The organism is Gordonia sp. 852002-51296_SCH5728562-b (genome assembly GCF_001665475.1).
Lineage (GTDB): Bacteria > Actinomycetota > Actinomycetes > Mycobacteriales > Mycobacteriaceae > Gordonia > Gordonia sputi.
The window spans coordinates 148,602-171,730 of sequence record NZ_LZMI01000009.1 but is presented as its reverse complement, the minus strand read 5'-3'; the positions used below and the strand labels follow the sequence as shown (position 1 = coordinate 171,730).

The following is a 23,129-nucleotide window of genomic DNA, read 5'->3' as shown; positions in this document are numbered from 1 at the left end:
TGTGCGCCGAGAAGCTCGTCGGTGTCGGCGTTGGTGAGGAGCTTGACGAAGCCCGCGGTCTCGCCCATGCCGCGCGCCTTGCCGTTCGCGCTGAAAGGGAACGTGGTGGCCTTGACGTTGAAACCGGCGTCCTTGGCCTGCTGCTCGGTCAGTCCGAACGAGGCGACCTGCGGCTGGCAGAACGTCGCGCGCGGCATGGGCGAGACCGCGGGCTTCGTCAAGCTCCTCACCAACGCCGACACCGACGAGCTTCTCGGCGCACACCTCGTGGGCGACAACGTCTCCGAGATGCTGCCCGAACTCACGCTCGCGCAGAAGTGGGACCTGACGGCCAAGGAACTGGCCCGTAACGTCCACACCCACCCGACCATGAGCGAAGCAATGCAAGAAACGTTCCACGGCGCGATCGGGCACATGATCAACCTGTGAGCCGCGCGTTGCGTCGTGTAGCCACGGCGCGATCGGGCACATGATCAACCTGTAGAAGAGTCTGCAGCACAACGGAATACACGCGAGCCGGGACCGACGACGATGTCGGTCCCGGCTCGCGTGTATTCGGCGACGAGGCTTCAGAGTAGGGGAATCACGGCACTGAGATCACGGCACGATGATCAGCGGGCACTGGGCCGAATGCAGAACCCGTTGGCTCGTCGACCCCAGTAGAAGCCCGGTGAATCCGCCGCGCCCCCGACTGCCGACGACGACGACGTCCGAGTCGGCCGACGCCTTCGTGAGTGCGGCAACCGGAGCGTCGTCGACGATCTGCGTGGTCACGCGCAAGCGGGGTAGGCGTCGTTTGATCGCTTCGACAGGTACGGCGAGTGTGCCCTCGATCTGGTGTGCCGCTGTGGTGAACGCTTGGCGCGTGTGGTCGAAACCCGTTGCGTCCCAAGCCGAGAGTACGACAAGTTCAGCAGCTCGATCGGTGGCCTCGTGCGCTGCCCAATCGAGTGCCTCCAGTGACTCGGGAGAACCGTCGACGCCGACGGTGACCCGACCGTTGGGTCCGACGTCGTCGTTGTTCTCGCGGATCACCGCGAGGGGGCATACCGAGTGCGATGTCAGCGCCGATGCGGTGGACCCGATGAAAGCCGCTGTGAGACGGCCGGTTCCGGACGCGCCGACAGCGATGATCGACGACGCCCGCGAGCGCGCGAGCAACTCGCCACGCGGCGAACCGGTGACGATGTGTGTGCGCGGCGCGAGATCGGGGTCCTCTTCGAGGGCGACCTCCGTCGCAGCATTGAGCGCGGCCTTGGCGCCCAGACGTGCAGCGTCGAAGAATGTCTCGGGTACGGCGTATTCGATCAGTGGGGGTGATGCCGCCTCGACTGCGAACACGATGTCGAGGGTCGTCTGATGGATAGATGCTGTGTGCGCTGCCCAGCGCGCCGCTGCCAATGCGTTCGACGAACCGTCGATGCCGACTGTGATGGGTTCCGAGTACCTCATGATCCGAGTGTGCGCTGGTCAGCGACGTCGATCGTGAGGCTTACGTCCCATCCGAATCGGGTCGCACGCCCCCGATGCGAGCAGTGTGCTACCCGAGCGATGTCGGACACGACGACTACAGTCGAGGAGGCGTAGGCGAGGAGAAGGTGATGAGCAGGGGTGAGGCCACACGTTCGTGGACACCGCTGGAGCCGGTCGACATCCGCGCGACGCTCGGGCTGCACCGGCGTGGCAGCGGCGACCCGGCTTTCCGATACGGAGCCGACGGTTCCATCTGGCGCGCGGTACACACTCCGGACGGACCGGGCACGCTGGCCGTCGCCACCGACGGTTCGACGATCCGCGGGCGTGCCTGGGGTCCCGGCGCCGCGTGGCTACTCGAGCAGATGCCGGACATGCTCGGCGCCTCAGACGACCCGGCCGCACTGGTGCCGAAAGACGCTGCCGTCGCTCGATTGGTCGCGGCGTCGACCGGATTGCGTATCGGCAGCAGCGGCCGCGTGTGGGAGGCGCTAGCGCCGGCGATCCTCGAGCAGAAGGTCGTCGGGACCGAGGCGTGGCGGGCGTGGCGGCACATACTCAGGCGGTTCGGCGAACCCGCTCCGGGACCGGTTCCGCGCGACATGCGCGTGCCACCCCCGCGGGCCGACTGGGCGCGGATTCCGGTGTGGGAGTGGCATCGCAGTGGTGCAGAGCCCGTGCGGATGCGCACCATCAGAGGTGCGACGGCACTGGACGTCGAACGTCACCACGACAAGCTGGAGGTGCTCCGCGGAGTCGGCCCGTGGACTGTCGCGGAAACCCGAGCGCGAGCCGTCGGCGACACCGACGTCGTCCCGGTCGGCGACTACCACATCCCGGCTCTCATCGGCCATACGCTGATCGGGGAGAAGGTCGACGACGCCGGGATGCTGGAGCTGCTGGAACCCTATGCGGGCCAACGCTATCGAATCGTGCGCATGGCCGAACTCCACGGCACCTGGGCGCCGCGTCGGGGGCACCGAATGTCGGTCCGCGACTATCGGGAGCTGTGATCGGCGTCGAGCTGCGCTGATCGACGCGTGCATTTCAGTCCCGGTGAGTGGAAGTATTTGCGGCGCAGTTGAGCTGGGCCGATACGTTCGCCAGCGGAGTGCGGCGGTGGCGGCGATTGGTGTGATCGCCACGTCGGCGCCGACAATTCTTCCCAACATCGACACCCGCGGGGGTGGTCTGGAAAGGAAGTACCGTGTCGAGGAAACGTTGGGGCGCATTGGCCGTCGGGCTCGTGGCTGCGCTGTCGCTGTCTGTGAGCGCATGCTCGTCCGATGATTCGGGTAGCGGCGGCCAGTCGGCATCGGCGCAACGCATCACCCTCACCGTCGGCGATCAGGTCAAGCAGACCCAGTCGCTCCTCGAAGCATCCGGTGAGCTGAAAGACCTGCCCTACGACATCGACTGGGCTTCGTTCGAGTCGGGTCCGCCACTGCTCGAAGCCGCAGCGGCCGGCAAGGTCGACATCGGTGGAACCGGCGATGTGCCACCGGTTTTCGCGCAGGCCAGCGGTGCGCCCCTGAAGATCGTGGCGGTCCAGTCACGCGAGAAGCCCGGCGACTTCCTGTTGGCTCCGAGCGGCTCGTCGGTGACGTCGATCGCCGACCTCAAAGGCAAGAAGGTCGCTTTCACCAAGGGATCGAGCTCCAACGGACTCGTGCTCGCGCTCCTCGACAAGGCGGGCCTCAAGCCCAGTGACATCCAGCAGACCTACCTCACGCCCACCGAGGGCCTCTCGGCCTTTACCAACGGCCAGGTCGACGCCTGGGCGGTCTGGAATCCGTTTGCGCAAGTGGCGATCTCGCAGCACGGCGCCAAGGTCGTCTCCGACGGCGAAGGCTTGGTGACCCAGCAGGCGTACTACCTCGCCTCCTCGGCGTCGCTCGGCGACTTGGCGAAGCAGAAGGCGATCAGCGATCTCGTCGGCCGTCTCGCGCGAGCGAACAAGTGGTCGGTGACCCATGAGGACCAGTGGATTCCGATCTACAGCAAACTCACCAAGCTCCCCGAACCCGTTGCACGAGCGACGTTCTCGACGTCGTCCGGTTCTCTGGTCCCGATCGGTGATGAGCAGATCGCCAAGCATCAGCATCTCATCGACCTGTTCGCCAACGCCAAGGTGATCCCCAACAAGCCCAAGGCCGCCGACTACTTCGACAACCAGTTCAACGGCGCACTCGCGGGCACGAACTGATGACGGGGGCAGTCGCGGGCTCGGCCACCGCGATCCGGGGTGACGCCGACGCAGGCAGTCGTCGCGCGTCGACCCGACGGCGCACGCGCCTGTCGGTCGGTCCGTGGCTGCGCCTCATCTCACCGCTCGTCCTGCTGATCGCCTGGCAGGTGCTATCGACCAACGGTGTCATTCCGGCCAGCAAGCTGTCTCCGCCGACACAGGTGTGGGCGGCGGCGCGTGAACTGTGGGGCACAGGCGAACTGCAAGCGGCGCTGGGTGTTTCGCTGCAGCGTGTCGGCATCGGCCTGGCGCTCGGCGTGGTGTTGGCAGTCGCGCTCGGTCTGCTCGTCGGCTTCTTCCGGATCGCGGATCTGGCCATCGACCCGCCACTGCAGATGCTCCGCACTGTGCCGTTCCTCGGGCTGATCCCGTTGTTCGTCGTGTGGTTCGGTATCGGCGAGGAGCCCAAGGTCTACATGGTGGCGCTCGGCGTACTGTTCCCGCTGTACCTCAATCTGGTGTCGGGTATCCACGGCGTCGATGCGAAACTGATCGAGGCGGGTCGCTCGGTGGGTCTCGGGCGAATCGGATTGGCACGCACCGTGATTCTTCCCGGAGCGACGCCCAGCGCCCTCACCGGGTTTCGTCTGTCCCTCGGTGTCGCGTGGCTGTCGCTGATCGTTGCGGAGCAGATCAACGCCGACGCCGGGCTCGGCTACCTGGTCATGAATGCGCGCACCTACTTCCGCAACGACATCATCGTCCTCGGACTGGTGATCTACGCATTGCTGGGTCTGTTCAGTGATTCGATTGTCCGCGGCCTCGAGGCATGGCTGCTCCGATGGAGGGTGAGTCGATGAGCGGCGAGACAGTTGTTCGTGCACAGGGGATCACACGTTCCTTCGGCAACGTCGAGGTGCTGCACGGCATCGATCTGACACTGCACAGCGGCGAGATCGTGGCACTCGTCGGCAGGTCGGGCTCGGGCAAGTCGACGTTGCTGCGGATCATCGCCGGGCTCGACGACCAGCACGGTGGCCGACTCGAGGTCGACGGATCGCGCGCGGTGGCATTCCAGGAGCCGAGGCTGCTGCCGTGGCGCAGCGTCCGAAAGAACGTGTCGCTCAACCTCTCCGGCGGCAATGCCGCAGCGCGGGCGGTGACGGCGCTCGACGAGGTCGGACTATCGCATCGCGTCGACGCCTGGCCGCTGACGCTCTCCGGTGGAGAAGCCCAGCGTGCGTCGCTTGCTCGCGCATTGGTGCGCAATCCAGAAGTACTACTGCTCGACGAACCATTCGGTGCACTCGATGCGCTCACCCGGATCGAAGCGCACACACTGCTCACAAGGCTGTGGAGCACACACGGATTCGCCGCGCTGCTCGTCACTCACGACGTCGAGGAGGCCGTGGTGCTTGCCGACCGAGTGCTCGTCCTCGAGGACGGCGCCATCGCGTACGACGTCGCGGTCGACGTCGAGCGTCCCCGCCATCGGGATGATCAGCGCGTCGTCGAACTGCGTGAACGAGTGCTCGGCCACCTCGGCGTCGGAAGCCGAGACACCAATGCGACAGCTGTTGAGGAGCCTGCCCGATGAGTGCGTCATTCCACTGGTTTCTGCCGACGTCGGGCGACGGTCGAGAGGTGTTCGGTGCGCTGCAGTCGTCCGGTGTCCTCGGCACCGCGTCGGCACACCGTGCCCCCGATCTCGAGTACCTGACTCTCGTCGCCAAGACCGCCGAGAAGTTGGGATTCGAGTCGGTGCTCACCCCGACCGGAACCTGGTGTCTGGATGCGTGGGTGACCACCGCGGCGCTCATTCAGGAGACCACTCGGCTGAAGTTCCTCGTCGCGTTCCGGCCGGGATTGATCACGCCGACGTTGGCCGCCCAGCAGGCCGCGACGTTTGCCGAACTGTCCGGTGGGCGATTGGCATTGAACATCGTGACCGGCGGCGACAGGGAAGAGCAGGAGCGCTTCGGTGATCGCCTCAGCAAGGAGGAACGGTACGCCCGTACCGCGGAGTTCCTACAGATTGTGCGCGGGGCGTGGTCGGGCACACCGTACGACTTCGTCGGCGAGTATTTGGACGTCACCGGGGCCACCGTGGCACGGCCCCCGCAACCAGCGCCTGCCGTGTTCTTCGGTGGCGCAAGCGACGCCGCGCGGGAGGTTGCTGCCGCACACGTCGACACGTACCTCACGTGGAGGGAACCGCCGGACAAGGTAGCCGCACTGATCGACGACGTGCGTGCCCGGGCCGCGAAGTACGGCCGGACACTCTCATTCGGCATCCGTGCGCATGTGATCACCCGCGACACGCGCGAAGAGGCGTGGGCGGAAGCCCGCAAGCTGGTCGACCGCATGGACCCGAACGTGATTGCCCTTGCGCGAGAACGGCTTCTGCAGTCCGAGTCGGAGGGTCAGCGTCGACAACTGTCGTTGAACGCCGACCTCGCGAATCTCGAGGTATACCCCGGTTTGTGGGCGGGTTACGGACTGGTGCGGCCCGGTGCCGGCACCGCTTTTGTGGGCAGCCACGCCGAGGTGGCCGACCTCATCGGTCAGTACCGCGCGCTCGGCGTCGACCATTTCATCCTGTCCGGTCAGCCGCACATCGAGGAGGCGTACTGGTTCGCGGAGGGAGTGGCGCCGCTGGTGCGCGCTGCCGAAGCCCGCGCGCCGCAGGCGATCTGAGCGTCAGAGGTCGACGGCGCGCGAAGCTGGGCGTCTAAATATGTGTCGTATCGAAGGATGTGGGTGCTGCAGCGCACACATCCTTCGATTCAACACACATTCAGGGGCGGTCTTCGTCGGCCGGTAGCCGGGCGAGGATGAACTGCCCCTGCCCGGTGATGGTCTGCTCGACGTCGACCGCTCCGGCCGCCCGCAGGCGATCGACGATCTCGGCGCGGCCGAAGATCCGATACCCGGTGAGCGCGGTGACGGTTCGGACGCCCGGCAGTCCGGTCAGGTTGGTGACGACCGAAGTGAATACGGCCACCTCGCCACCTGGTGTGGCGACCCGTACGAGCTCGTCGATCACCGGCAGCGGGTCGGGAATCAGATACAGCGCTGCCAGGCACACGACGGAATCAAAGGTGTTGTCGCCGAACGGAATCGAATGTGCGTCGGCGCGAATGTAGGCGACTCGTTCGTCGCTGTTGGTGGCCGCGGCCTTGGCCAGCATCGTCGGCGAGAAGTCGATGCCGACGCAACGGCCGTCGCCGGTGAGCGCCGCTGACAGCCGCCGCGTGTAGTTGCCCGGGCCGCACGCGACGTCGAGGATGCTGCGCTCACCGGGTCGAGCCAGATGCGCAACCAGTGCGCGATCGGCGACCTCGGTCGAGGACCCGCCGAAACTGAACAGTCGGGTGAACGCCGGTCGCCACAGTCGTTCATAGACTTCGCTGAACAGTGGATTGTTCATGGCCCGCTGGGCCAGCGAAGTCATCGTGGGAACCTCACACGCGTTCGTCGCGCTGAACCCGCAAGGTGTGCAGCGTGGTGGCCAACGAGTCGTACTGCAGCGCGAGCAAGACGAAGGCGATGGCCCGGCGTTCGTCGAGATGACGACGCAACGACGTCCAGGTGGTCTCGCTGATGTCCTTGTCGGCGATCAATTCGTCGACGGACTGCAGCATCCACTTCTCCCGGTCACCCCAGCCGGCGTCGGGTCCGGCGATGATCCGTGCGAGCTCGGCGTCGTCGATGCCTGCGCGTTTGCCGAGGCGGCGATGGTGGTCGAGTTCGTAGTCGCTGCCGCGCAGGTGCGCGACGCGGATGATCACCATCTCGGACTCGCGCCGCGAGAGTGAGCCGAACGGCATCAGCCTGCTCGAGTAGTAGAGCCATGCGCGGAAGAGCCCGCGCGTGCGCCCCAGAGTGGAGAAGACGTGAGCGTCGCGCACCCCGATGACGCGTGCCGCGCCCCTCGCGAACACCCAGTTGATGAGTCCGAGGTCGCTCAATGTTCCGGGCGCAACACGCGGACCGGTTGCCACGTCACCTTCACTGGTCGTCATGATCGCAACGGTAGACTACGGAATTCATGACGGACATCACACCACGGACGTTCAACAGCATCTCAGAGCTGACAGCGGCGATCGGCGAGGATCTGGGGTACGGCGACTGGTTGGAGGTCACCCAGGAGCGCATCGACGCGTTTGCCGATGCGACCGGTGATCACCAGTGGATTCACGTCGACCCCGAGCGCGCGAATGACGGGCCGTTCGGTGCGACGGTCGCGCATGGCTACCTGACGCTGTCGCTGCTCCCACTGCTGGCGGGCGACATCTTCACCGTGAACGGGCCCAAGCTGGTGATCAACTACGGACTGAACAGGGTCCGCTTCCCCAGCCCGGTCAAGGTCGGATCGCGAATCCGGGCCAACGCCGAGATCGTCTCGATCGACGACAGCCCCGCCGGGGTCACCATGGTGGTGCGCAGCACGGTGCAGATCGACGGCGTCGAGAAACCCGCGTGCGTCGCCGAGAACGTGCGCGTGCTCGTCTACTGAACCCATCGCCGCCTCAACACGTCACTGCCCGAACCGATCAGCGCTTGAACAGTCACCGACGTGGGCAGCCGCCGCGTGCAGGTGAGCCGCGTAGTCGCGCGTCGAGCCAACTCATCGCGTCCGGAAAGCCGATCACGGCAGCGGTCAGGTGCTCGCCGAGCACCTCACGGTACTGAGCGTTCGCGCCGAGTCGACACTGTTCGACGAACAGGCTGCGCGCCCCGGCGGCCGGTATCCACCACTCCTGGGCGCCGTTGTAGATGTAGAGCGGAACCACCGATCGGGTGTCGGACATCTGTGTCACGCGGTAGACGTGTTCTGCGACGGGCGAGTGGAACGGATCACCGACGTTTGCCATGAGCTGCATCGGCATGAATGTCGCGCCCGCGAGGGCCTCGGGTATCACGCACACGTTCTTCAACGGCGACGACGCAATCCACTGAGCCGGATTGTTGGCCATGGTGAGGATCTCGGGCCGCTCACGGGCGATGCCGAACGTCGCGGCATGGAACAGTCCCGTCGCGAGGTTGGCGTTCATACTGCCGACGAGCATCCGGAAGTCGGCAGGCACGCCGCCCAGTGCTGCCCCGACGACGCGCGGGGCGAGTTCAGGCGCGTACCCGGCCAGGAGCTTCGCCGCACCGGCCGTGGCGATCGAGCCGCCGGAGTATCCGCTCATCGCAATTGCGCTGTGTCCAAACATCTTCGGCTCCAGGTTCGACGCTGCGCGGATGGAGTCGAGCACGACGTGACCCGCGACGACGGGCTCTGCGTATGCCATCCGCGGCCCCTGGTGGTCGGGGATCAGCACGCCATACCCGTGCGCAAGCGCGAGCTGCGTCGTCGGAGGCAGTAGGTCTGTCACGCCACTTGCGATCGAAAAGCCGTGAGCGAGGGTGTAACCCGGGTTGCACGCGGTCCCGAGTGAATCGATGGGAAGGTTGTTCACGAGGATCGGCCTGGGTCCGCGCACAGGTGCGGAAGCGGTAGGGGTGATCAGCGTCGCGGTACCGAAGCTTGGTGTGCCGACTGCGTCCGTACTGCGGAACTTGATGAGCGTTGCCGACGCAATCGGCGCGGTGACCACCGGCGCGGCCGATGCGGTCACGTCGCGCGTGGCGATGACGGTGCCGGGGCGAAGGGAACCGAGGTTCGACGGCCAGCGGTCGAACATGGGATCCCCGGTCGGGGTAGGGAGCGTGGCCTCGCGCAATTCCTGTGTCCGCCAAGATAATCCGGGTGACTGTGCGCGCAACGGAATTCTCGACAGATGCGGAAAGGGCGGTGCGGGTACCACGTGGTCGATGGCATCGGGGACCTGCTGGGGGATGCCCATCATGTTCGGCGGGTCCGCGGCAGTGATGCCCGGTGCACTCGGGACGACAACACACGCCAGCACGAAGGCGGCGACAGCAAAGTTTCGCCGTGGTGAATGTCGCCGTGTTGAACGTATGGCGTCGTGCCTCCAGACCGGGAGAGGGGAAGCACCCCCGACGGCTGCTTCCCCTCTCCCGCGCCCACCATAGGGCGCATCCTGATCGATTGATCCACAAATGGCTACGACGTATGACCTGTGATGGATCTGTAACCCTCGGACCGGGGTCCGCTTGTGCGACAAGAAGAGTTGTCGAGAAAGTGTGACTGCGTCAAAGCGACTGCGTCGACTGTGTCAGAGCGACATGTAGGGCGACACGCTGCTGCGATGGGAGTCGACACGTAGGCTCGAGCCGAGTGGTGGGAATGCGCGCTGCGCACAATGTTGTCGTTCGCACACACGACATCCCGCACCAATCGGCGTGATTCGCGCCTGAGGGCCGATTTCGAGTCCGTCCGAGTAGATGACTCGAGCAGCGTGTCGCAGCTCGCAGCCGAGTCCGAGCGCGAACGTCTTGCCCGGCTGGCCGTATCGCACGGCCCGCCTCTCCACCGTGCGGGCGACCCAGAAATAGTCACGGCCGTCGGGCATTTCGGCGATTTGCGTGATGATCTTTCCGGGGTAGGCGAACGTCTCGTAGACATTCCACAGTGGGCATGTGCCGCCGCTCGACGAGAAGTGAAATCCTGTGGCGGACTGGCGTTTCGACATGTTTCCCGCACGGTCGACGCGGACGAACGACCACGGTACGCCACGGAGGTTCGGGCGCTGCAGCGTCGAGAGTCGGTGGCAGATGGTCTCGTAGGAGACCGCGTAGAACGCCGAGAGGCGTTCGATGTCGTAGCGGAAATCCTCTGCCGCGCCGTGGAACTGCGTGTAGGGCAACAGGACTGCGGCCGCGAAGTAGTTGGCCAGTCCGGTCTTCGCGAGCGCCTGGGCCTCATCGTTGGTGAAGTTCGCCTCCTCGACCAATTCGGTGAGTAGATCGTCGAATTCGACGAGCGCGAGTTCTGCGGCGAGTTTGAATGCGCGCTGGCCGGCCGACAGCGCGGCCGAGACCTCGAGACGTCGTGTCGCGGGGTCGAATCGGTGCAGGAGGTAGTCGCCAAGGTCGACGCGCGGGGCGATCGTCACCCCGTGGACGCGTTCGAGCCGGTCGGCGATCTCCCGTCGGACGTCGCCCGAGTGCATCCGCATGCGTGCGTTGAGCTCTTCTGCCGCGACATCGAGTGCGTGAATGTAGTTGCGGCGCTGGTAGAAATAGTCGCGCACCTCTTCGTGGGGTGCGGTGATCGATCCGCGCATGGCGCGGTCGCTGCGCTCGTCGGTCGCCGCGGCGAGCTGATCGATCGCGATCCGATACCGGCGATGCAGATTCACCATCGCCTGCGCCATGTCGGGGTGGGCCGAGACCATCGCCGCGATCTCCTGGGGGTCGGCGGTCGTCGGGGCGGCCTCGATGTCGTCGTCGAGCAGCGCCTCACGCAGTTCCGCGACGAGTCGCACGTCGTCTTGGGAGTCGAAGAACCCGCCGTCGACTCCGAATGCCTCGGTGATCCGCGCCAGCACCGATGCGGTGAGCGGGCGGGCGTCGTGTTCGATCTGGTTGAGATACGACGCGGAGATGCGCAGCGTCTGGGCCAACGCCACCTGCGACAGCCCGCGTTCGGAGCGAAGCTGACGTAAGCGCGATCCGACATAGGCCCTGTTGTTCATAGGTCACCGCCGTTCATAGCTCACTGCTGTTCATAGCTCACCGCAGTCCATAGGTCGCCATGTCGTCGGACCCGCTCAGGGTACGGTGACCCCGTGCGTGCGCGGTGGGTTCGACGGTGGGTGGCAGCGACGCTGCTCGCCTGTGTTGCTGCAACACTCGCCGGATGCGGCGACGATGACGCGGTCTCGACCGCCACGGCCGTCGCTCCCGCCGATCTGTTGCTGCGGCCGGCGCAGTTGCCGTCGGGTTTCGCGACGACGCAACTGACCGTCTCCGACCTCGTGGACTCCGACCGTGCGCAACTGGTCGCGGCACACGCCGACACCGTGATGCCACAGGAGTGCCGCGCCACCGCGGACACGGCGTTCACCGAGAAGGTCAGCGCGTCGAACTCTGCGGTGCTCGCCGCGAGCGCGGCCGACGTCGGGCTCGTCGAGCTGGTATCCACTGTTCGACGCGACATCGACGACGACATCCGCACGAGGACCGGGCAGTGCCGTAGGACTGAGACCACTGTTGCGGCGGGAAGTCTTGCGGGTGCGACGGTCACCACCGAGTCGACGACGCTGCCCGACCCGCCGGAGGTCGCGAACAGTCCCGGCGGACTCAGCGTCGAACGCGCCTTTCTCTCGCGATCGGATGTGTCGACGACGCTGCCGGATTCGACGGTGCGAAAGCAGGTCGGATATGTCGGATATGCGCTCGTGAAGCGCCCTGGAGGCTCGGTGTTCACGGTCAGTCTCACGGTGAACGGTCCGGGCGGCCGGGCGCAGAATCCACCTGCCGACGCGGTGGAGCCGATGTCGTCGTCCGCGTTCGTCGATCTGTTCGGCACAGCGCTGAAAGCGGCCGCGAGATGACCGACCGCGCGGTGACGAGGAGCGGCCGTGGCCGGGTGTACCTGGAACCACGGTGTGAAACACGCCACATGTGAGGTGTCGGGAGTCTTTCCAGCGGGCATCGGGTTGATGCTCCTGCGCATGCCGACCGTCGGCGGAGCGCACGGAGAAAACGCAGTACGCGCGTACTTTTTAACGCTCCGCTGACGACTCTTCACATCTCCAGATTTGCAAAATTTGCAAATCTTCGCCACATGGTTGGCGCATTTTTGCAGTCAAAGGGGATTGGACCTGCGTGTTTTCGGTGTGGCACCCTTGAGTCAGGCGTTTCCGGGAAGTGCCGAAGAGTTCGCAAACTCCGACCCCATCCTGTGGTGGTCATCACATTTGCGGACGCGACGCGCGCTCGGAGGCCTGACATCATCCGGCCTGGGTGCAATTCCTTGGCAGCTTCGGCCGGGTCCAGATAGGCCCCGGTCTCTGTGAGCCGGACAAGCATTCGTCTCGGGAGATCGGGACGAGCAGCACAACGAAAGCGAAGTGGCTAATGAGCAACGTCGGAAAGCCCCGCACCGCCGCGGAAATCCAGCAGGACTGGGACACCAACCCGCGGTGGAAGGGCATCACGCGCGAATACACTGCCGAGCAGGTTGCCGAGCTCCAGGGCACCGTCGTCGAGGAGCACACCCTCGCTCGTCGTGGCGCCGAGATCCTGTGGGAAGGCGTCAACAGCGACAACTACATCAACGCGCTCGGCGCGCTGACCGGTAACCAGGCCGTGCAGCAGGTGCGCGCGGGCCTCAAGGCCATCTACCTCTCGGGTTGGCAGGTCGCCGGTGACGCGAACCTCTCCGGCCACACCTACCCCGACCAGTCGCTCTACCCGGCCAACTCGGTGCCGGCCGTCGTGCAGCGCATCAACAACGCGATGCTGCGCGCCGACGAGATCGCCCGCGTCGAGGGTGACAACTCGGTCGACAACTGGGTCGTGCCGATCGTGGCCGACGGCGAAGCCGGCTTCGGTGGCGCCCTCAACGTCTACGAGCTGCAGAAGGCCATGATCAAGGCCGGCGCCGCTGGCACCCACTGGGAGGATCAGCTCGCCTCGGAGAAGAAGTGCGGCCACCTCGGTGGCAAGGTGCTCATCCCCACCCAGCAGCACATCCGCACCCTGACCTCGGCTCGCCTCGCTGCCGACGTTGCCAACACCCCGACCGTCGTCGTCGCTCGTACCGACGCCGAGGCCGCAACCCTCATCACCTCCGATGTCGACGAGCGCGACAAGCCGTTCGTGACCGGTGAGCGCACCACCGAGGGCTTCTACAACGTGAAGAAGGGCATCGAGCCCTGCATCGCGCGTGCCAAGGCATACGCTCCCTACGCCGACCTCATCTGGATGGAGACCGGCAAGCCCGACCTGGAGCTGGCTCGCCAGTTCGCCGAGGCCGTCAAGAGCGAGTTCCCCGACCAGCTCCTGGCCTACAACTGCTCGCCTTCCTTCAACTGGAAGCAGCACCTGGACGACGCGACCATCGCGAAGTTCCAGAACGAGCTCGGCGCGATGGGCTTCAAGTTCCAGTTCATCACCCTCGCCGGCTTCCACGCCCTCAACTACTCGATGTTCGATCTGGCCTACGGCTACGCCCGTGAGCAGATGACCGCTTACGTCGACCTGCAGGAGCGCGAGTTCGCTGCTGAGGCTCGTGGCTACACCGCCACCAAGCACCAGCGCGAGGTCGGTGCGGGCTACTTCGACCGCATCGCCACCACGGTCGACCCCAACACCTCGACCGCTGCTCTGAAGGGCTCCACCGAGGAAGGCCAGTTCCACTAGGAACTAGTCCGCCTCTTCGAGGTCTGCTCCAGCCCAGGCGGCCCGCAGCTTTACGTTGCGGACTCGTCCGCCTCTCCGGAGCTTTTGCGAATCGACAGGCGGCCCGCGACTTACGTTGCGGGCCGCCTGTTGGCATATTCGGCACTCGTGGGCGTTCCCGGCGAGTTACCCATGTGCCCGCGAGATCTGTTGTCACCAAACGAAATCTGAGCGGAGCGAGTGTGTCTGAGGCGTGGCGTGTCGGTGTGGTCGGTGCGGGCCAGATGGGTGCGGGGATCGCCGAGGTGTGCGCTCGCTCTGATGCCGACGTACTGGTCTACGAACCTTCGCGCGAACTCGTCGCCGGCGGTCGGTCGCGGATATTGCGTTCGCTCGAGCGGGGAGTGTCGAGCGGCAAGCTCACCGAGCGGGAACGCGAACAGGCGTCGATGCGACTGCGATTCACCACCGAACTCGACGATTTCGCCGATCGGCAGGTGGTCTGCGAGGCGGTCGTCGAGGACGAGGGCGTCAAGACCGAGATCTTCGCGGCCCTCGACAAGATAGTGTGCGATCCCGGCGCTGTTCTGGCGTCCAACACGTCGTCGATTCCGATCATCACGCTGGGCATGGCCACCCAGAATCCGGCGCGGGTGATCGGTCTGCACTTCTTCAACCCGGTGCCGGTACTGCCGCTCGTCGAGTTGGTGTCGACGTTGCATACCGATGCCGACATCGTCACGCGCGCAGAGGCTTTCGCCAACGCCGTGCTCGGCAAGCAGGTCATTGCGTCTGCCGATCGGTCCGGGTTCGTGGTGAACGCGATGTTGGTGCCGTACCTGCTGTCGGCAATTCGATTGGTGGAGAACGGATTCGCCGACGTCGAGGACGTCGACCGAGGCATGGTGCTCGGCTGCGCGCATCCGAAGGGTCCGCTGCGGCTTGCGGATATGGTCGGATTGGACACCGTCACAGCGATCGCCGACCGCATGTATGCGGAATCGAAAGAGGCGCTGTACGCACCGACTCCGCTGCTCCTGCGCATGGTGGAGGCCGGGCACCTCGGCAAGAAGTCGGGCCGCGGCTTTTATCGATACGCCGACGATCCGCAGGCGTGATTCTGAGTGTGGGCGGTATCACAGCGATTCCGCAAATAGTGCTAGCAGATTGCTTGCAATAGCTAGCAAACGTGGCATACTGGCTTATGGAACCACTACAAGTGCTGGTGCGGCACCTATCGAGACCAGAAGCGACAATGTGGTTGCCTCCTCGATATGCCTTGTGCTGCAACATTTTTTGGTGACCAATTGACTAAGGAGATCGCCATGACCACCACCGAACGCAATCTGCCCAGCCCGTTCTATGCCGTGGTTGGCGCGGGCGACCTTGCACTCAAGCAGGTCAGCGACGCCGTCACGCAGATCAAGGAGCGCACCGAGGCTGCAGGCGAGACCGCCCAGACCCGCTTCGAGGAGACCCGCGGCCGTCTGAACGCTCTGCCCGAGGAACTTCCGGGCACCATCGAGTCGACCATCGACGACCTGCGCACCAAGCTGTCGCCGGAGGAGCTGCGCAAGCTCGCCGACGGCTACGTCGAGTTCGCCACGAGCGTCTACACCTCGCTCGCCGAGCGCGGCGAAGAGGCTGTCGGCCGTCTGTGGCAGCAGCCGATCGTGCAGGAGGGTCTGACCCGCGCGGAGAAGACCTACAACGACGCCGTCGATCTGACCGAGGACGCACTCGGTGTGGTCTCGCATCAGACTCGCGCCGTCGGTGAGCAGGCTTCCAAGCTCGCCACGCTGGTCAGTACCCGCGTCGGCGAAGCCGGCGATGCCCTCGGCGATGCCCTCGACGACGCCGTCGACGATCTCAACGACAAGGTCGAGGAAGCTGCTCTCGAGGTGAACGAGAAGCTCGACGAGGCAAGCGCGGCGGTCACCGAGGCCGGCAAGACCGCCAAGGCTCGTAGCGCGACCGCAGCGTCGAAGATCGACGGTGCCGCAGGCAAGGTCGAGGGCAAGGCGCGCACCGCGAATGCCTCGCCCGCCAAGAAGATTGCCGCCAAGCGCACCAGCACCGCTCCGGCAAAGTCGACCCCGGCCAAGAAGTCGACCCCGGCCAAGAAGAGCACCAGCTAGTTTCTGGCCACATCTACTCGCATTCCCGCGAACTCGATTCGTTGCCGCGACCGACATTTCGGTCGCGGCAACGGACTTGGTTCGCGGGAATGTGCGTTGTGGGGGTCATGCGGCCATCAGCCCGAGATCGAGAAGCCTGGTGCGCACCAGTGGCACCATCTCGTCGCGCTCGAGCATTCCCCATGTCCAGCGCACGAGGGTCGCGTGGAGGAGTGCGAGATCGGCTTCGCGCTTCTTTTCTCGGATCAGCGCCTCGCGTGCAGTCTCGCCGGGACGCATACCGTACTTGTTGATCCCGTCGAACTCGCCGATCAGAGTCGCCGCCCAATCGAAGTCGGTGCGGTAGTCGCGTCCGTTGACGTGGAACGTGTGCTGGAGACGAGGCATGGGTAACTCGGCCTCGATGATCTGTGCTCTGCTCCACGACTCACCGACGCTTTCCGAACGGCCGTCGGCGACGGAGAGCGCCTGTCGTGCGCCGCGGACGCCTCGACGACGTCGACCGTTGAGTAATTTGCGCATCGCGTCGCGGTCGGCGCCGAGGCGGAGCGCGGCGTCGAACACGACCACCCCCTGGGCGAAGGTCCCGCTCAGTGCGATGTCGACGGCTGTCCGCTCCAGGGTTGTCAACGCCAGGTCGTCGATCGACATCGTCTGCTCGGGCGCCACGAATGCGGAATGAACGTGGCGTCGCCCGCGTACGAATCCGCCGCTCGTGCCGCCGTTCGCGAAGTGCACCAGCTCGTGGTCGGGTTTCAGTGTCGGGAGACCGTGCAGCGCGGCCGCGGACCAGTGGCTCAGCACTCTCGGTCCGGTGCTCTTCGACGACGTCGCGACCGCGATGGTCCGCAGGCGATACAGGCGATCGCCCCCGTCGTCGCCGTCGGTGAGCTCGTCGCTGGAGACGGCGAAGACCCCGTCGGCCAACCGGATGAGAATTCCGGCCGAGATCGCGGCTGCGAGCTGGCCGTCGGAGATGTTATTGCGCAGAGCGGCCTTGCGGCGGACTAGTCCGTGGCGATCGGTCGGGAAGTCGAGTTCGGGGAGCATGCGTCTTTTGACGCAGCGGACCCGTGCGCGGTTCCCTCGATTTTTCGCGACGTCGTTCCGTTCCCGCGACCTGGGTTGGGTTCGCGCGAACGCAACGGGGTCGCGCCGACGACCGAAGCTAGGCAGGTGAGTCGATGGTGAGTACGGCGAGGACGTCGTCGTCGGTGCGGTAGGTGTGCGGTCGGTCGCTGATCCATTGCAGGGATTCGCCTGCGGCCGCGGCCCTTTCGTCGCCCTCGGGCCCGGCGACGAGGTTTCCGCGGACCACTCGGACATGTTCGACGACGCCGGCGCCGTGCGACGGGGAGCGTCGTACCCCTCCGGAAGAGACGTGGAGCCAGAAGACCTCCGTCGTCGAACCGTCGTCGTGATGTTCGACGTGGAGCAGCCGTGCGGTGAGGTGCGTGCCGTCGCCCTCGGTTCCCGACGCCTCGCCGAGGAGGGCCGTCAGTGGCACGCCGAGGGGGCCCGCCACGGCGTAGAGCGTGTCGAGGGTCGGGTTGCGTTGTCCCGCTTCGAGTTCGGACAGCGAACCCTTGCCGATCCCGGCGGCGCGGGCCAGCGCGGACAGGCTGAGTCCGCGTTCGGTCCGTAGCGCCGAGATCCGCTCACCGACGTCTCTTCGCCGATCGTCACGCTCCGAGTCGCTCACAACTCCCTCGACCACGTGCCTGCCTTTCCGCGTCATTGGTCGGTCGCGGTGCGGTGTCGCACCGAGTGTTCTGTTTACAGAACGATACCGCTATGCTGGCGTCGTGACCGCACAGCAGCAGGCGTCGAACACCGAGCCGATCGTCGCGGGCGTCGTCACCGCGCTCGTCGGTTTCACCTCGTCGTTTGTGGTCGTCGTGTCCGGGCTTCGCGCCGTCGGGGCGTCGTCGACACAGGCGGCGTCGGGTCTGTTGGCGCTCACGGCGACATTCGCGCTCGGCATCATCGTGCTGTGCCTGCGCTATCGGATGCCGATCACTCTGGCATGGTCGACGCCCGGCGCGGCCCTGCTCGCGGCGATGGGTGCGAGTTACCACGCGGGCTGGCCGGCCGCTGTCGGCGCGTTTCTCGTCGTCGGAGTTCTCGTCGTCGCCACAGGATTGATCCCCGCGCTCGGTGATCTCATAGCAAGAATTCCGACGCCTGTCGCACAGGCGATGCTCGCAGGCGTGCTGCTGACGCTGTGTCTTGCGCCGATCAAATCCCTTGCGGTGCAACCGTTGCTGACCATTCCGATTCTCGTGGTGTGGCTATGTGCCACTCGCTGGTTGTCGCGCTGGGCGTTGCCGCTCGCTCTGATGACCGCGCTCGTCGTGATCGGGATCTACCTCGCGGTGCGCGGCGTCGACTCCGCGGCCCACACCGAATGGTGGCCGCAGATCGCCTGGACCACACCGCATTTCGACGCCTCGGCGGTCGTCGGCATCACGATCCCGCTTTACGTGGTCACGATGGCCTCGCAGAATGTGCCGGGCGTCGCGGTCTTGAAGTCGTTCGGCTACCAAACCCCTTGGCGGGCTTCGATGTTCGTCACGGGCACGGGCACGGTCGTCGGCGCGCCGTTCGGTGGTCACGCGATCAATCTGGCCGCGTTGTCGGCAGCGCTCGCCGCGGGCGATGAGGCCGGACCGGATCGTTCCCGACGGTGGATCGCGGGAGTCTCCGCGGGCGTGTCGTATCTCATCCTCGCTGCGCTGTCGGGCGTGTTGGTCACGATCACGGCGATCGCGCCGCACGGTCTGCTCGAAACGGTTGCGGGACTGGCATTGCTCGGTACCTTCGCCTCGGCGCTCGTCGGTGCGCTGGCGCAGGAGGAGTACCGAATTCCCGCCGCGCTCACGTTCGTCACCGCTGCTGCGGGGATCTCGTTCTGGGGCATCGGGGGAGCGTTCTGGGCGCTCGTCGTCGGACTCGTGGCGCACACGGTGCTCCGACGCCGCGACCCGTCGACCTGATCGGCTGCCCACCGCGAACTCAGTCGGAGGCCGCGAGCCTCTTCTTCTGGGCGTCGATGTCGAAGTCGGCCTTTGGCCACTCGAGGTCGAGTCTTTCGAGTGCGGAGATCAGTAGTTCACACACCGCGAGGCGCGAAAACCACTTCTTGTTCGCGGGAATGAGATACCAGGGCGCCGTGTCGGAGTCGCAGCGATCGAAGATCGCCTGGTAGGCGTCGAGATAGTCGTTCCAGAACGGTCGCTCGTCGATGTCGTCCGGATTGAACTTCCAGTACTTGTCCGGTCGGTCGAGTCGCTCGGCAAGGCGTTTACGCTGTTCGCCTTTGGAGACGACCAGTGCACACTTCACGATGGTCGTTCCGGTCTGGACGAGATCATCCTCGAACTCGTTGATGGTCTCGTAGCGTCCTTCCCATTCGGATTGCGGCACGAGATTGTGTACCCGCACGGGAAGTACGTCCTCGTAGTGCGAACGATCGAAGATGCCGATATGCCCAGCGGGAGGCACGGCCTTGCGGATGCGCCACAGGAAATCGTGCTCGAGCTCTTCTGGTGTGGGCTTACCGAAACCCTTGATCGACAAGCCCTGTGGATCGACGAGACCGCCGACGTGTCGGACGATCCCGCCCTTGCCCGCAGTGTCCATACCCTGCAGCACGAGTAGCACCGAGCGGTGATCACCGGATCGGCCGTTGGCGTACAACAACTCCTGTAGATCGGCGAGCACCTCGCCGCGTTCGGCGAGCAACTGGGTGCCGTACCCGTGATCGCCCTCGAAGCCGGGGGTGGACCCGGCGTCGAACTCGGCGATCGGCCCGAGTGTCGTGGCCCGCAGTGCCTCGGTCGCGGGTCGCGTCCATCCCGCGTTCTTGTCGTTCTCACCCATCGACGTGAGCCTCCTCCGGTCTCGTCGGTTGTGTCAGCGGGGGAGGGTCGGAGATGAACTGCTCGCGGGACCCGTCGACCCCGGCGATCCCGATGACCGAACTCCACACCATCATCGTCAGGTAGTCGATCAGCTCGTCGACGGAGACGTCGCGGTCGGTCATCCACCAGTCGACAGCGCGCTGGATGCCGCCCACGAGTACGTGGGACCACACCTTGGCCCCGGAGGTGTCTGCGGAGCGCTCTTCCATCCGCAGGACGATCGCCGCCGTCAGCAACTGGGCGACGAGTCGCTCCGATTCGACAGTCCCGACCGATGACGTCGGTGAGTTGGTCAGTGCGAACCGGTACAGCGCCGGGTCGTCGGCCACTGCCCGCACATACACGCCGATCACCGTTCTGGTCAGCGTGTACTCGTCGGCGTCGTCGGAGATGGCCTCGGCCAACCTGGGGAGCAGCGTTGTCTCGAAGAAGCGCACGGTCACTGCGGTTCCGAGGTCGTTCTTGTCGCTGAAGTACCGGTAGAGGACGGTCTTCGAGACACCGATGTGTGTGGCGATCTCGTCCATCCCGGCGTCGGCTCCGAGCGCGCGCACGGCGTCGATCGTGCCATCGGTCAACTCACTCCGACGATCCTGTTTGTGCTTCTCCCACCGCTGCCTGCGCCCGTCGGGTTTGACCGTGTCGTCGGTGACCGCGCCGAGCAGCGCCTGTTCGACCCCGCGCGTCACGTGTGCAGCAGCCGAAAGCGCAGTACGTGCCGCGGCCGCAGGGCTTGGGCGGTTGGGTATCACCCGGCCAGCCTAATCCCCGGCAGAGGGTAGAACTTATTGAGTGTCGACAGTGATTCCGGACGTTTCCGGCCAACCGGGGCAGACGCCCGCGCGGGCGAAGGGGTCGTCGCCGGGATTCGGCGCCGCCGACGGACCGGGTGACCAGCGCCGGCGCCGTGACCTCCGCAAGATGAAAGTGGTCTCGACCGGCTTCCTCGTGGTGGCTGCGATCGTCTACCTCTGCATGCGCTACCTCGAGCATCACGACGGTGCCAACGTGGCGGCGTGGGTGGGGTACGTGCGCGCGGCGTCGGAAGCGGGAATGGTCGGCGGGCTCGCCGACTGGTTCGCTGTGACCGCCTTGTTCAAGCATCCGCTGGGCATCCCGGTGCCGCACACGGCTCTGATCCGGAAGAAGAAGGACGAGATCGGAGATCAGCTCGGCGAGTTCATCGAAGAGAACTTCATGACGCCGGCCGTGGTCGTCGAACGTGCTGAACAACTCGACATGCCCCGTCGGGTGTCGACGTGGCTGGCCGACCCCGCGAACGCTCCGCGCATCTCCGATGAGGCCGCCCGCGCGATCAAGTTGGCCTCGGAGATGCTCGGCGACGAAGACATCGAGCAGTTCATCCAGGCCGTGCTGAAGTGGGCGGCCGAACCCGAGTGGGCGCCGCCGATCGGCCGCATCCTCGAGCAGCTCGTCGACGAGGACCGGCTCGACCCGGTCTTCCAATTGCTGTGTGACCGTGCCTACGACTGGGCGGTCGGCAGCCAGGACCTCATCGAGCGAGTCGTCGATCAGGATGTGGGGCCGTCGTGGAAGCCGAAATTCGTGACCAACCTCGTCGGCGACAAGATCTATCGCGAACTCGTCGACTTCACCTACAAGGTCAAGACCGACCCCGAGCACGAGATGCGGCGGTCGATGCACCAGTTCGTCGAGCAGTTCTCCCACGACCTCCAGCACGATCCCGCGATGATCGAGCGCTTCGAGGGCATCAAGCACGACCTCGTCGGGAGTGCCGAGGTCGCTGACGCGGCGTCGACCGCATGGAACACCGGCAAGGCCGTCATCGAGCAGATGCTCGAAGATCCCAACAGCACGCTGCGCAACACCCTGACCGACGCCGTCATCCGACTCGGAACGCGTATCCGCGACGACCGTCCGCTGCAGGAGAAGATGAACGGCTGGGTCGCGCGGGTGGCCAACCACGTCGCGACGAACTACTCCCGCGAGATCATCTCCGTGATCACCGAAACCGTGCGCAGCTGGGATGCCGACGACACCAGCCGGAAGATCGAACTGCAGGTGGGGCGCGATCTGCAGTTCATCAGGATCAACGGAACCGTGGTCGGTTCGTTGGCCGGGCTCGCGATCTACACGGTGTCGGTGCTGATCTTCGGCTGACGTCACTGCTTGCACGAGCTAGCACGCACCCCGATACTGGCATGGGGCAGCGAGTATCGGGAGTGAGAAGCAGTGCAGAGCAAACCAATCCCGTCGGACGACGACGCGAACACCGGGTCCGACGACGCGCGCGAGATCGTCGAGGCGACGGTTGACGAGGCGACAGGCGACGAGGGGTCGAGCAACCCGGTGGAGACGGTCGCCAATGCCGCGCAGGACGTGGTGGCCACGGCCGCGCAGGACATCGGCTCCTTCATCCGCTCGCAGCGTGTGGCTGCCGAGGTCTCGCTTCGTCAGCTCGCCGACCGCGCCGGCGTGTCGAACCCGTACCTGAGCCAGATCGAGCGAGGGCTGCGTAAACCGTCGGCCGACGTTTTGGCCCAGATCGCAAAGGGGCTGCGGGTGTCCGCCGAGGTGCTCTACGTGCGAGCGGGCATCCTCGAGGAGCGCCCGGCGAGTCCCGTGCGTGACGCGCTGCTGATCGACACGTCGATCAGCGAACGGCAGAAGCAGATGCTGCTGGAGATCTACGAGTCGTTCCAGCGCGAGAACTGCGAGAACGACGCCGACCCGACCGCGGGCAACCACGACTAGAGTGTGATTCGTGAACTTTGTGAGCTTCATGGCTGCGGGCCAAAACCTGATCCTGTGGGTGCTGACCATCGTCGCCGGTGTTGCGGCGATCGTGTCGCTGATCCACGCGTCGATCCAACGCTCCGACGCCTTCCGGGCCGTCGATAAGCAGACGAAGGTCATCTGGGTCGCGATCCTCGCCGCGTCGACGGTGTTCATCTGGTTCTTCCAGGCGCCCTCGCTGTTCTATCTGATCGGCGTCGTCGCGGTTCTGGTGTACATCGTCGACGTGCGGCCCCGCGTCGACTCGATTCAGGGGAAGTCCTGGTTCCGTAAGGTCGGGCGCTAGTTTTGTGGGTCGGGTGCTGCTGAAACCCGGCGAGTCGATCCGCCGCAGGGAGTGGCGGGATCCCCGATGGGTGGCGAATA

General features: G+C 65.5%; 23 protein-coding genes and 2 pseudogenes. 15 read left to right on the top strand and 10 right to left on the bottom strand.

The window, feature by feature from the left end; translation table 11 throughout:
* Positions 1-197, bottom strand: a pseudogene (locus A5766_RS02595) (dihydrolipoyl dehydrogenase); the annotation flags it as partial.
* Between A5766_RS02595 and A5766_RS02590 the strand changes: the two are divergent.
* A pseudogene (locus A5766_RS02590) lies at positions 187-429 on the top strand (dihydrolipoyl dehydrogenase); the annotation flags it as partial. The pseudogenes A5766_RS02595 and A5766_RS02590 sit on opposite strands and share 11 nt — an antisense overlap.
* 168 nt (positions 430-597) lie before the next feature.
* On the opposite strand, the gene A5766_RS02585 reads toward A5766_RS02590, so the two are convergent.
* Positions 598-1,452 (bottom strand): universal stress protein, encoded by an 855-nt coding sequence (locus A5766_RS02585; protein ID WP_005209440.1) that lies wholly within the window; start codon positions 1,450-1,452, stop codon positions 598-600.
* A gap of 149 nt (positions 1,453-1,601) precedes the next feature.
* On the opposite strand from A5766_RS02585, the gene A5766_RS02580 reads away from it, so the two are divergent.
* The 5 genes from A5766_RS02580 to A5766_RS02560 all read left to right on the top strand — a co-directional run bounded on the left by A5766_RS02580 (position 1,602) and on the right by A5766_RS02560 (position 6,358).
* Positions 1,602-2,486: a DNA-3-methyladenine glycosylase family protein gene (locus A5766_RS02580; RefSeq protein ID WP_005209438.1), complete on the top strand. Its 885-nt coding sequence runs from the start codon at positions 1,602-1,604 to the stop codon at positions 2,484-2,486.
* A gap of 194 nt (positions 2,487-2,680) precedes the next feature.
* Complete coding sequence (locus A5766_RS02575) at positions 2,681-3,679, top strand: ABC transporter substrate-binding protein (RefSeq protein ID WP_005209436.1); 999 nt, start codon at positions 2,681-2,683, stop codon at positions 3,677-3,679.
* On the top strand, positions 3,679-4,521 hold the full coding sequence (locus tag A5766_RS02570; RefSeq protein ID WP_005209434.1) for an ABC transporter permease: 843 nt from the start codon (positions 3,679-3,681) through the stop codon (positions 4,519-4,521). Before A5766_RS02575 ends, A5766_RS02570 begins: the two co-directional genes overlap by 1 nt.
* On the top strand, positions 4,518-5,258 hold the full coding sequence (locus tag A5766_RS02565; RefSeq protein WP_005209432.1) for an ABC transporter ATP-binding protein: 741 nt from the start codon (positions 4,518-4,520) through the stop codon (positions 5,256-5,258). Before A5766_RS02570 ends, A5766_RS02565 begins: the two co-directional genes overlap by 4 nt.
* Positions 5,255-6,358: an LLM class flavin-dependent oxidoreductase gene (locus A5766_RS02560; RefSeq protein WP_005209430.1), complete on the top strand. Its 1,104-nt coding sequence runs from the start codon at positions 5,255-5,257 to the stop codon at positions 6,356-6,358. The genes A5766_RS02565 and A5766_RS02560 overlap by 4 nt, the downstream gene beginning before the upstream one ends.
* Before the next feature lie 100 nt (positions 6,359-6,458).
* Here A5766_RS02560 and A5766_RS02555 read toward each other — a convergent pair whose 3' ends face one another.
* The gene (locus tag A5766_RS02555) at positions 6,459-7,115 is read right to left on the bottom strand and encodes a class I SAM-dependent methyltransferase (RefSeq protein ID WP_005209428.1); all 657 of its coding nucleotides are present in this window, start codon (positions 7,113-7,115) and stop codon (positions 6,459-6,461) included.
* A 10-nt stretch (positions 7,116-7,125) separates the two neighbouring features.
* Positions 7,126-7,686 (bottom strand): carboxymuconolactone decarboxylase family protein, encoded by a 561-nt coding sequence (locus tag A5766_RS02550; protein WP_039857059.1) that lies wholly within the window; start codon positions 7,684-7,686, stop codon positions 7,126-7,128.
* Between the two features lie 26 nt (positions 7,687-7,712).
* Here A5766_RS02550 and A5766_RS02545 point away from each other — a divergent pair, with 26 nt between their 5' ends.
* Positions 7,713-8,180, top strand: a complete 468-nt coding sequence (locus A5766_RS02545) for a MaoC family dehydratase (RefSeq protein ID WP_005209425.1) — start codon at positions 7,713-7,715, stop codon at positions 8,178-8,180.
* Positions 8,181-8,232: 52 nt separating this feature from the next.
* On the opposite strand, the gene A5766_RS02540 is transcribed toward A5766_RS02545, so the two are convergent.
* On the bottom strand, positions 8,233-9,519 hold the full coding sequence (locus tag A5766_RS02540) for a lipase family protein (protein WP_064863305.1): 1,287 nt from the start codon (positions 9,517-9,519) through the stop codon (positions 8,233-8,235).
* A gap of 330 nt (positions 9,520-9,849) precedes the next feature.
* The gene (gene ramB, locus A5766_RS02535; RefSeq protein ID WP_005209421.1) at positions 9,850-11,271 is read right to left on the bottom strand and encodes an acetate metabolism transcriptional regulator RamB; all 1,422 of its coding nucleotides are present in this window, start codon (positions 11,269-11,271) and stop codon (positions 9,850-9,852) included.
* 93 nt (positions 11,272-11,364) lie between these two features.
* Here ramB and A5766_RS02530 point away from each other — a divergent pair, with 93 nt between their 5' ends.
* From A5766_RS02530 to A5766_RS02515, 4 genes are all read left to right on the top strand, one after another.
* Positions 11,365-12,132, top strand: a complete 768-nt coding sequence (locus A5766_RS02530) for a hypothetical protein (RefSeq protein ID WP_039857057.1) — start codon at positions 11,365-11,367, stop codon at positions 12,130-12,132.
* A gap of 526 nt (positions 12,133-12,658) precedes the next feature.
* On the top strand, positions 12,659-13,945 hold the full coding sequence (gene aceA, locus A5766_RS02525; protein WP_005209419.1) for an isocitrate lyase: 1,287 nt from the start codon (positions 12,659-12,661) through the stop codon (positions 13,943-13,945).
* Positions 13,946-14,166: 221 nt separating this feature from the next.
* Entirely contained in the window at positions 14,167-15,042 is an 876-nt protein-coding gene (locus A5766_RS02520; RefSeq protein ID WP_197501277.1) for a 3-hydroxybutyryl-CoA dehydrogenase, read from the top strand.
* A gap of 207 nt (positions 15,043-15,249) precedes the next feature.
* Positions 15,250-16,062 (top strand): hypothetical protein, encoded by an 813-nt coding sequence (locus A5766_RS02515; protein ID WP_064903268.1) that lies wholly within the window; start codon positions 15,250-15,252, stop codon positions 16,060-16,062.
* Between the two features lie 105 nt (positions 16,063-16,167).
* On the opposite strand, the gene A5766_RS02510 is transcribed toward A5766_RS02515, so the two are convergent.
* Together A5766_RS02510 and A5766_RS02505 are read right to left on the bottom strand one after the other, a co-directional pair.
* A complete protein-coding gene (locus A5766_RS02510) occupies positions 16,168-17,112 on the bottom strand; it encodes a type IV toxin-antitoxin system AbiEi family antitoxin domain-containing protein (protein ID WP_064863288.1) in 945 nt (314 codons plus the stop codon).
* 118 nt (positions 17,113-17,230) lie between these two features.
* A complete protein-coding gene (locus tag A5766_RS02505; protein ID WP_197501276.1) occupies positions 17,231-17,800 on the bottom strand; it encodes an XRE family transcriptional regulator in 570 nt (189 codons plus the stop codon).
* Between the two features lie 67 nt (positions 17,801-17,867).
* Here A5766_RS02505 and A5766_RS02500 point away from each other — a divergent pair, with 67 nt between their 5' ends.
* A complete protein-coding gene (locus tag A5766_RS02500) occupies positions 17,868-19,058 on the top strand; it encodes a benzoate/H(+) symporter BenE family transporter (RefSeq protein ID WP_064903267.1) in 1,191 nt (396 codons plus the stop codon).
* Between the two features lie 19 nt (positions 19,059-19,077).
* On the opposite strand, the gene A5766_RS02495 is transcribed toward A5766_RS02500, so the two are convergent.
* Both A5766_RS02495 and A5766_RS02490 read right to left on the bottom strand, forming a co-directional pair.
* Positions 19,078-19,944 (bottom strand): PPK2 family polyphosphate kinase, encoded by an 867-nt coding sequence (locus A5766_RS02495; protein WP_064863286.1) that lies wholly within the window; start codon positions 19,942-19,944, stop codon positions 19,078-19,080.
* A complete protein-coding gene (locus A5766_RS02490; protein WP_231894522.1) occupies positions 19,937-20,734 on the bottom strand; it encodes a TetR/AcrR family transcriptional regulator in 798 nt (265 codons plus the stop codon). Before A5766_RS02490 ends, A5766_RS02495 begins: the two co-directional genes overlap by 8 nt.
* Positions 20,735-20,786: 52 nt before the next feature.
* Between A5766_RS02490 and A5766_RS02485 the strand changes: the two genes are divergently transcribed.
* The 3 genes from A5766_RS02485 to A5766_RS02475 all read left to right on the top strand — a co-directional run bounded on the left by A5766_RS02485 (position 20,787) and on the right by A5766_RS02475 (position 23,049).
* Complete coding sequence (locus A5766_RS02485) at positions 20,787-22,127, top strand: DUF445 domain-containing protein (RefSeq protein ID WP_156527339.1); 1,341 nt, start codon at positions 20,787-20,789, stop codon at positions 22,125-22,127.
* 72 nt (positions 22,128-22,199) lie between these two features.
* Complete coding sequence (locus tag A5766_RS02480; protein ID WP_064863284.1) at positions 22,200-22,721, top strand: helix-turn-helix domain-containing protein; 522 nt, start codon at positions 22,200-22,202, stop codon at positions 22,719-22,721.
* Between the two features lie 10 nt (positions 22,722-22,731).
* Positions 22,732-23,049 carry a DUF2516 family protein gene (locus tag A5766_RS02475; RefSeq protein ID WP_005209405.1) on the top strand — a complete coding sequence of 106 codons (318 nt, stop codon included), beginning with the start codon at positions 22,732-22,734 and terminating at the stop codon, positions 23,047-23,049.
* Positions 23,050-23,129 lie beyond the last annotated feature (80 nt).

Bases quoted from the DNA above. Each gene is read 5' to 3' on its own strand.
- A5766_RS02510 (WP_064863288.1), bottom strand. From the start codon at position 17,112: ATGCTCCCCGAACTCGACTTCCCGACCGATCGCCACGGACTAGTCCGC.
- A5766_RS02580 (WP_005209438.1), top strand. From the start codon at position 1,602: ATGAGCAGGGGTGAGGCCACACGTTCGTGGACACCGCTGGAGCCGGTC.
- A5766_RS02495 (WP_064863286.1), bottom strand. From the start codon at position 19,944: ATGGGTGAGAACGACAAGAACGCGGGATGGACGCGACCCGCGACCGAG.
- A5766_RS02545 (WP_005209425.1), top strand. From the start codon at position 7,713: ATGACGGACATCACACCACGGACGTTCAACAGCATCTCAGAGCTGACA.
- A5766_RS02585 (WP_005209440.1), bottom strand. From the start codon at position 1,452: ATGAGGTACTCGGAACCCATCACAGTCGGCATCGACGGTTCGTCGAAC.
- A5766_RS02515 (WP_064903268.1), top strand. From the start codon at position 15,250: ATGACCACCACCGAACGCAATCTGCCCAGCCCGTTCTATGCCGTGGTT.
- A5766_RS02565 (WP_005209432.1), top strand. From the start codon at position 4,518: ATGAGCGGCGAGACAGTTGTTCGTGCACAGGGGATCACACGTTCCTTC.
- A5766_RS02570 (WP_005209434.1), top strand. From the start codon at position 3,679: ATGACGGGGGCAGTCGCGGGCTCGGCCACCGCGATCCGGGGTGACGCC.
- A5766_RS02560 (WP_005209430.1), top strand. From the start codon at position 5,255: ATGAGTGCGTCATTCCACTGGTTTCTGCCGACGTCGGGCGACGGTCGA.
- ramB (WP_005209421.1), bottom strand. From the start codon at position 11,271: ATGAACAACAGGGCCTATGTCGGATCGCGCTTACGTCAGCTTCGCTCC.
- A5766_RS02505 (WP_197501276.1), bottom strand. From the start codon at position 17,800: ATGACGCGGAAAGGCAGGCACGTGGTCGAGGGAGTTGTGAGCGACTCG.
- aceA (WP_005209419.1), top strand. From the start codon at position 12,659: ATGAGCAACGTCGGAAAGCCCCGCACCGCCGCGGAAATCCAGCAGGAC.
- A5766_RS02555 (WP_005209428.1), bottom strand. From the start codon at position 7,115: ATGACTTCGCTGGCCCAGCGGGCCATGAACAATCCACTGTTCAGCGAA.
- A5766_RS02540 (WP_064863305.1), bottom strand. From the start codon at position 9,519: ATGATGGGCATCCCCCAGCAGGTCCCCGATGCCATCGACCACGTGGTA.
- A5766_RS02550 (WP_039857059.1), bottom strand. From the start codon at position 7,686: ATGACGACCAGTGAAGGTGACGTGGCAACCGGTCCGCGTGTTGCGCCC.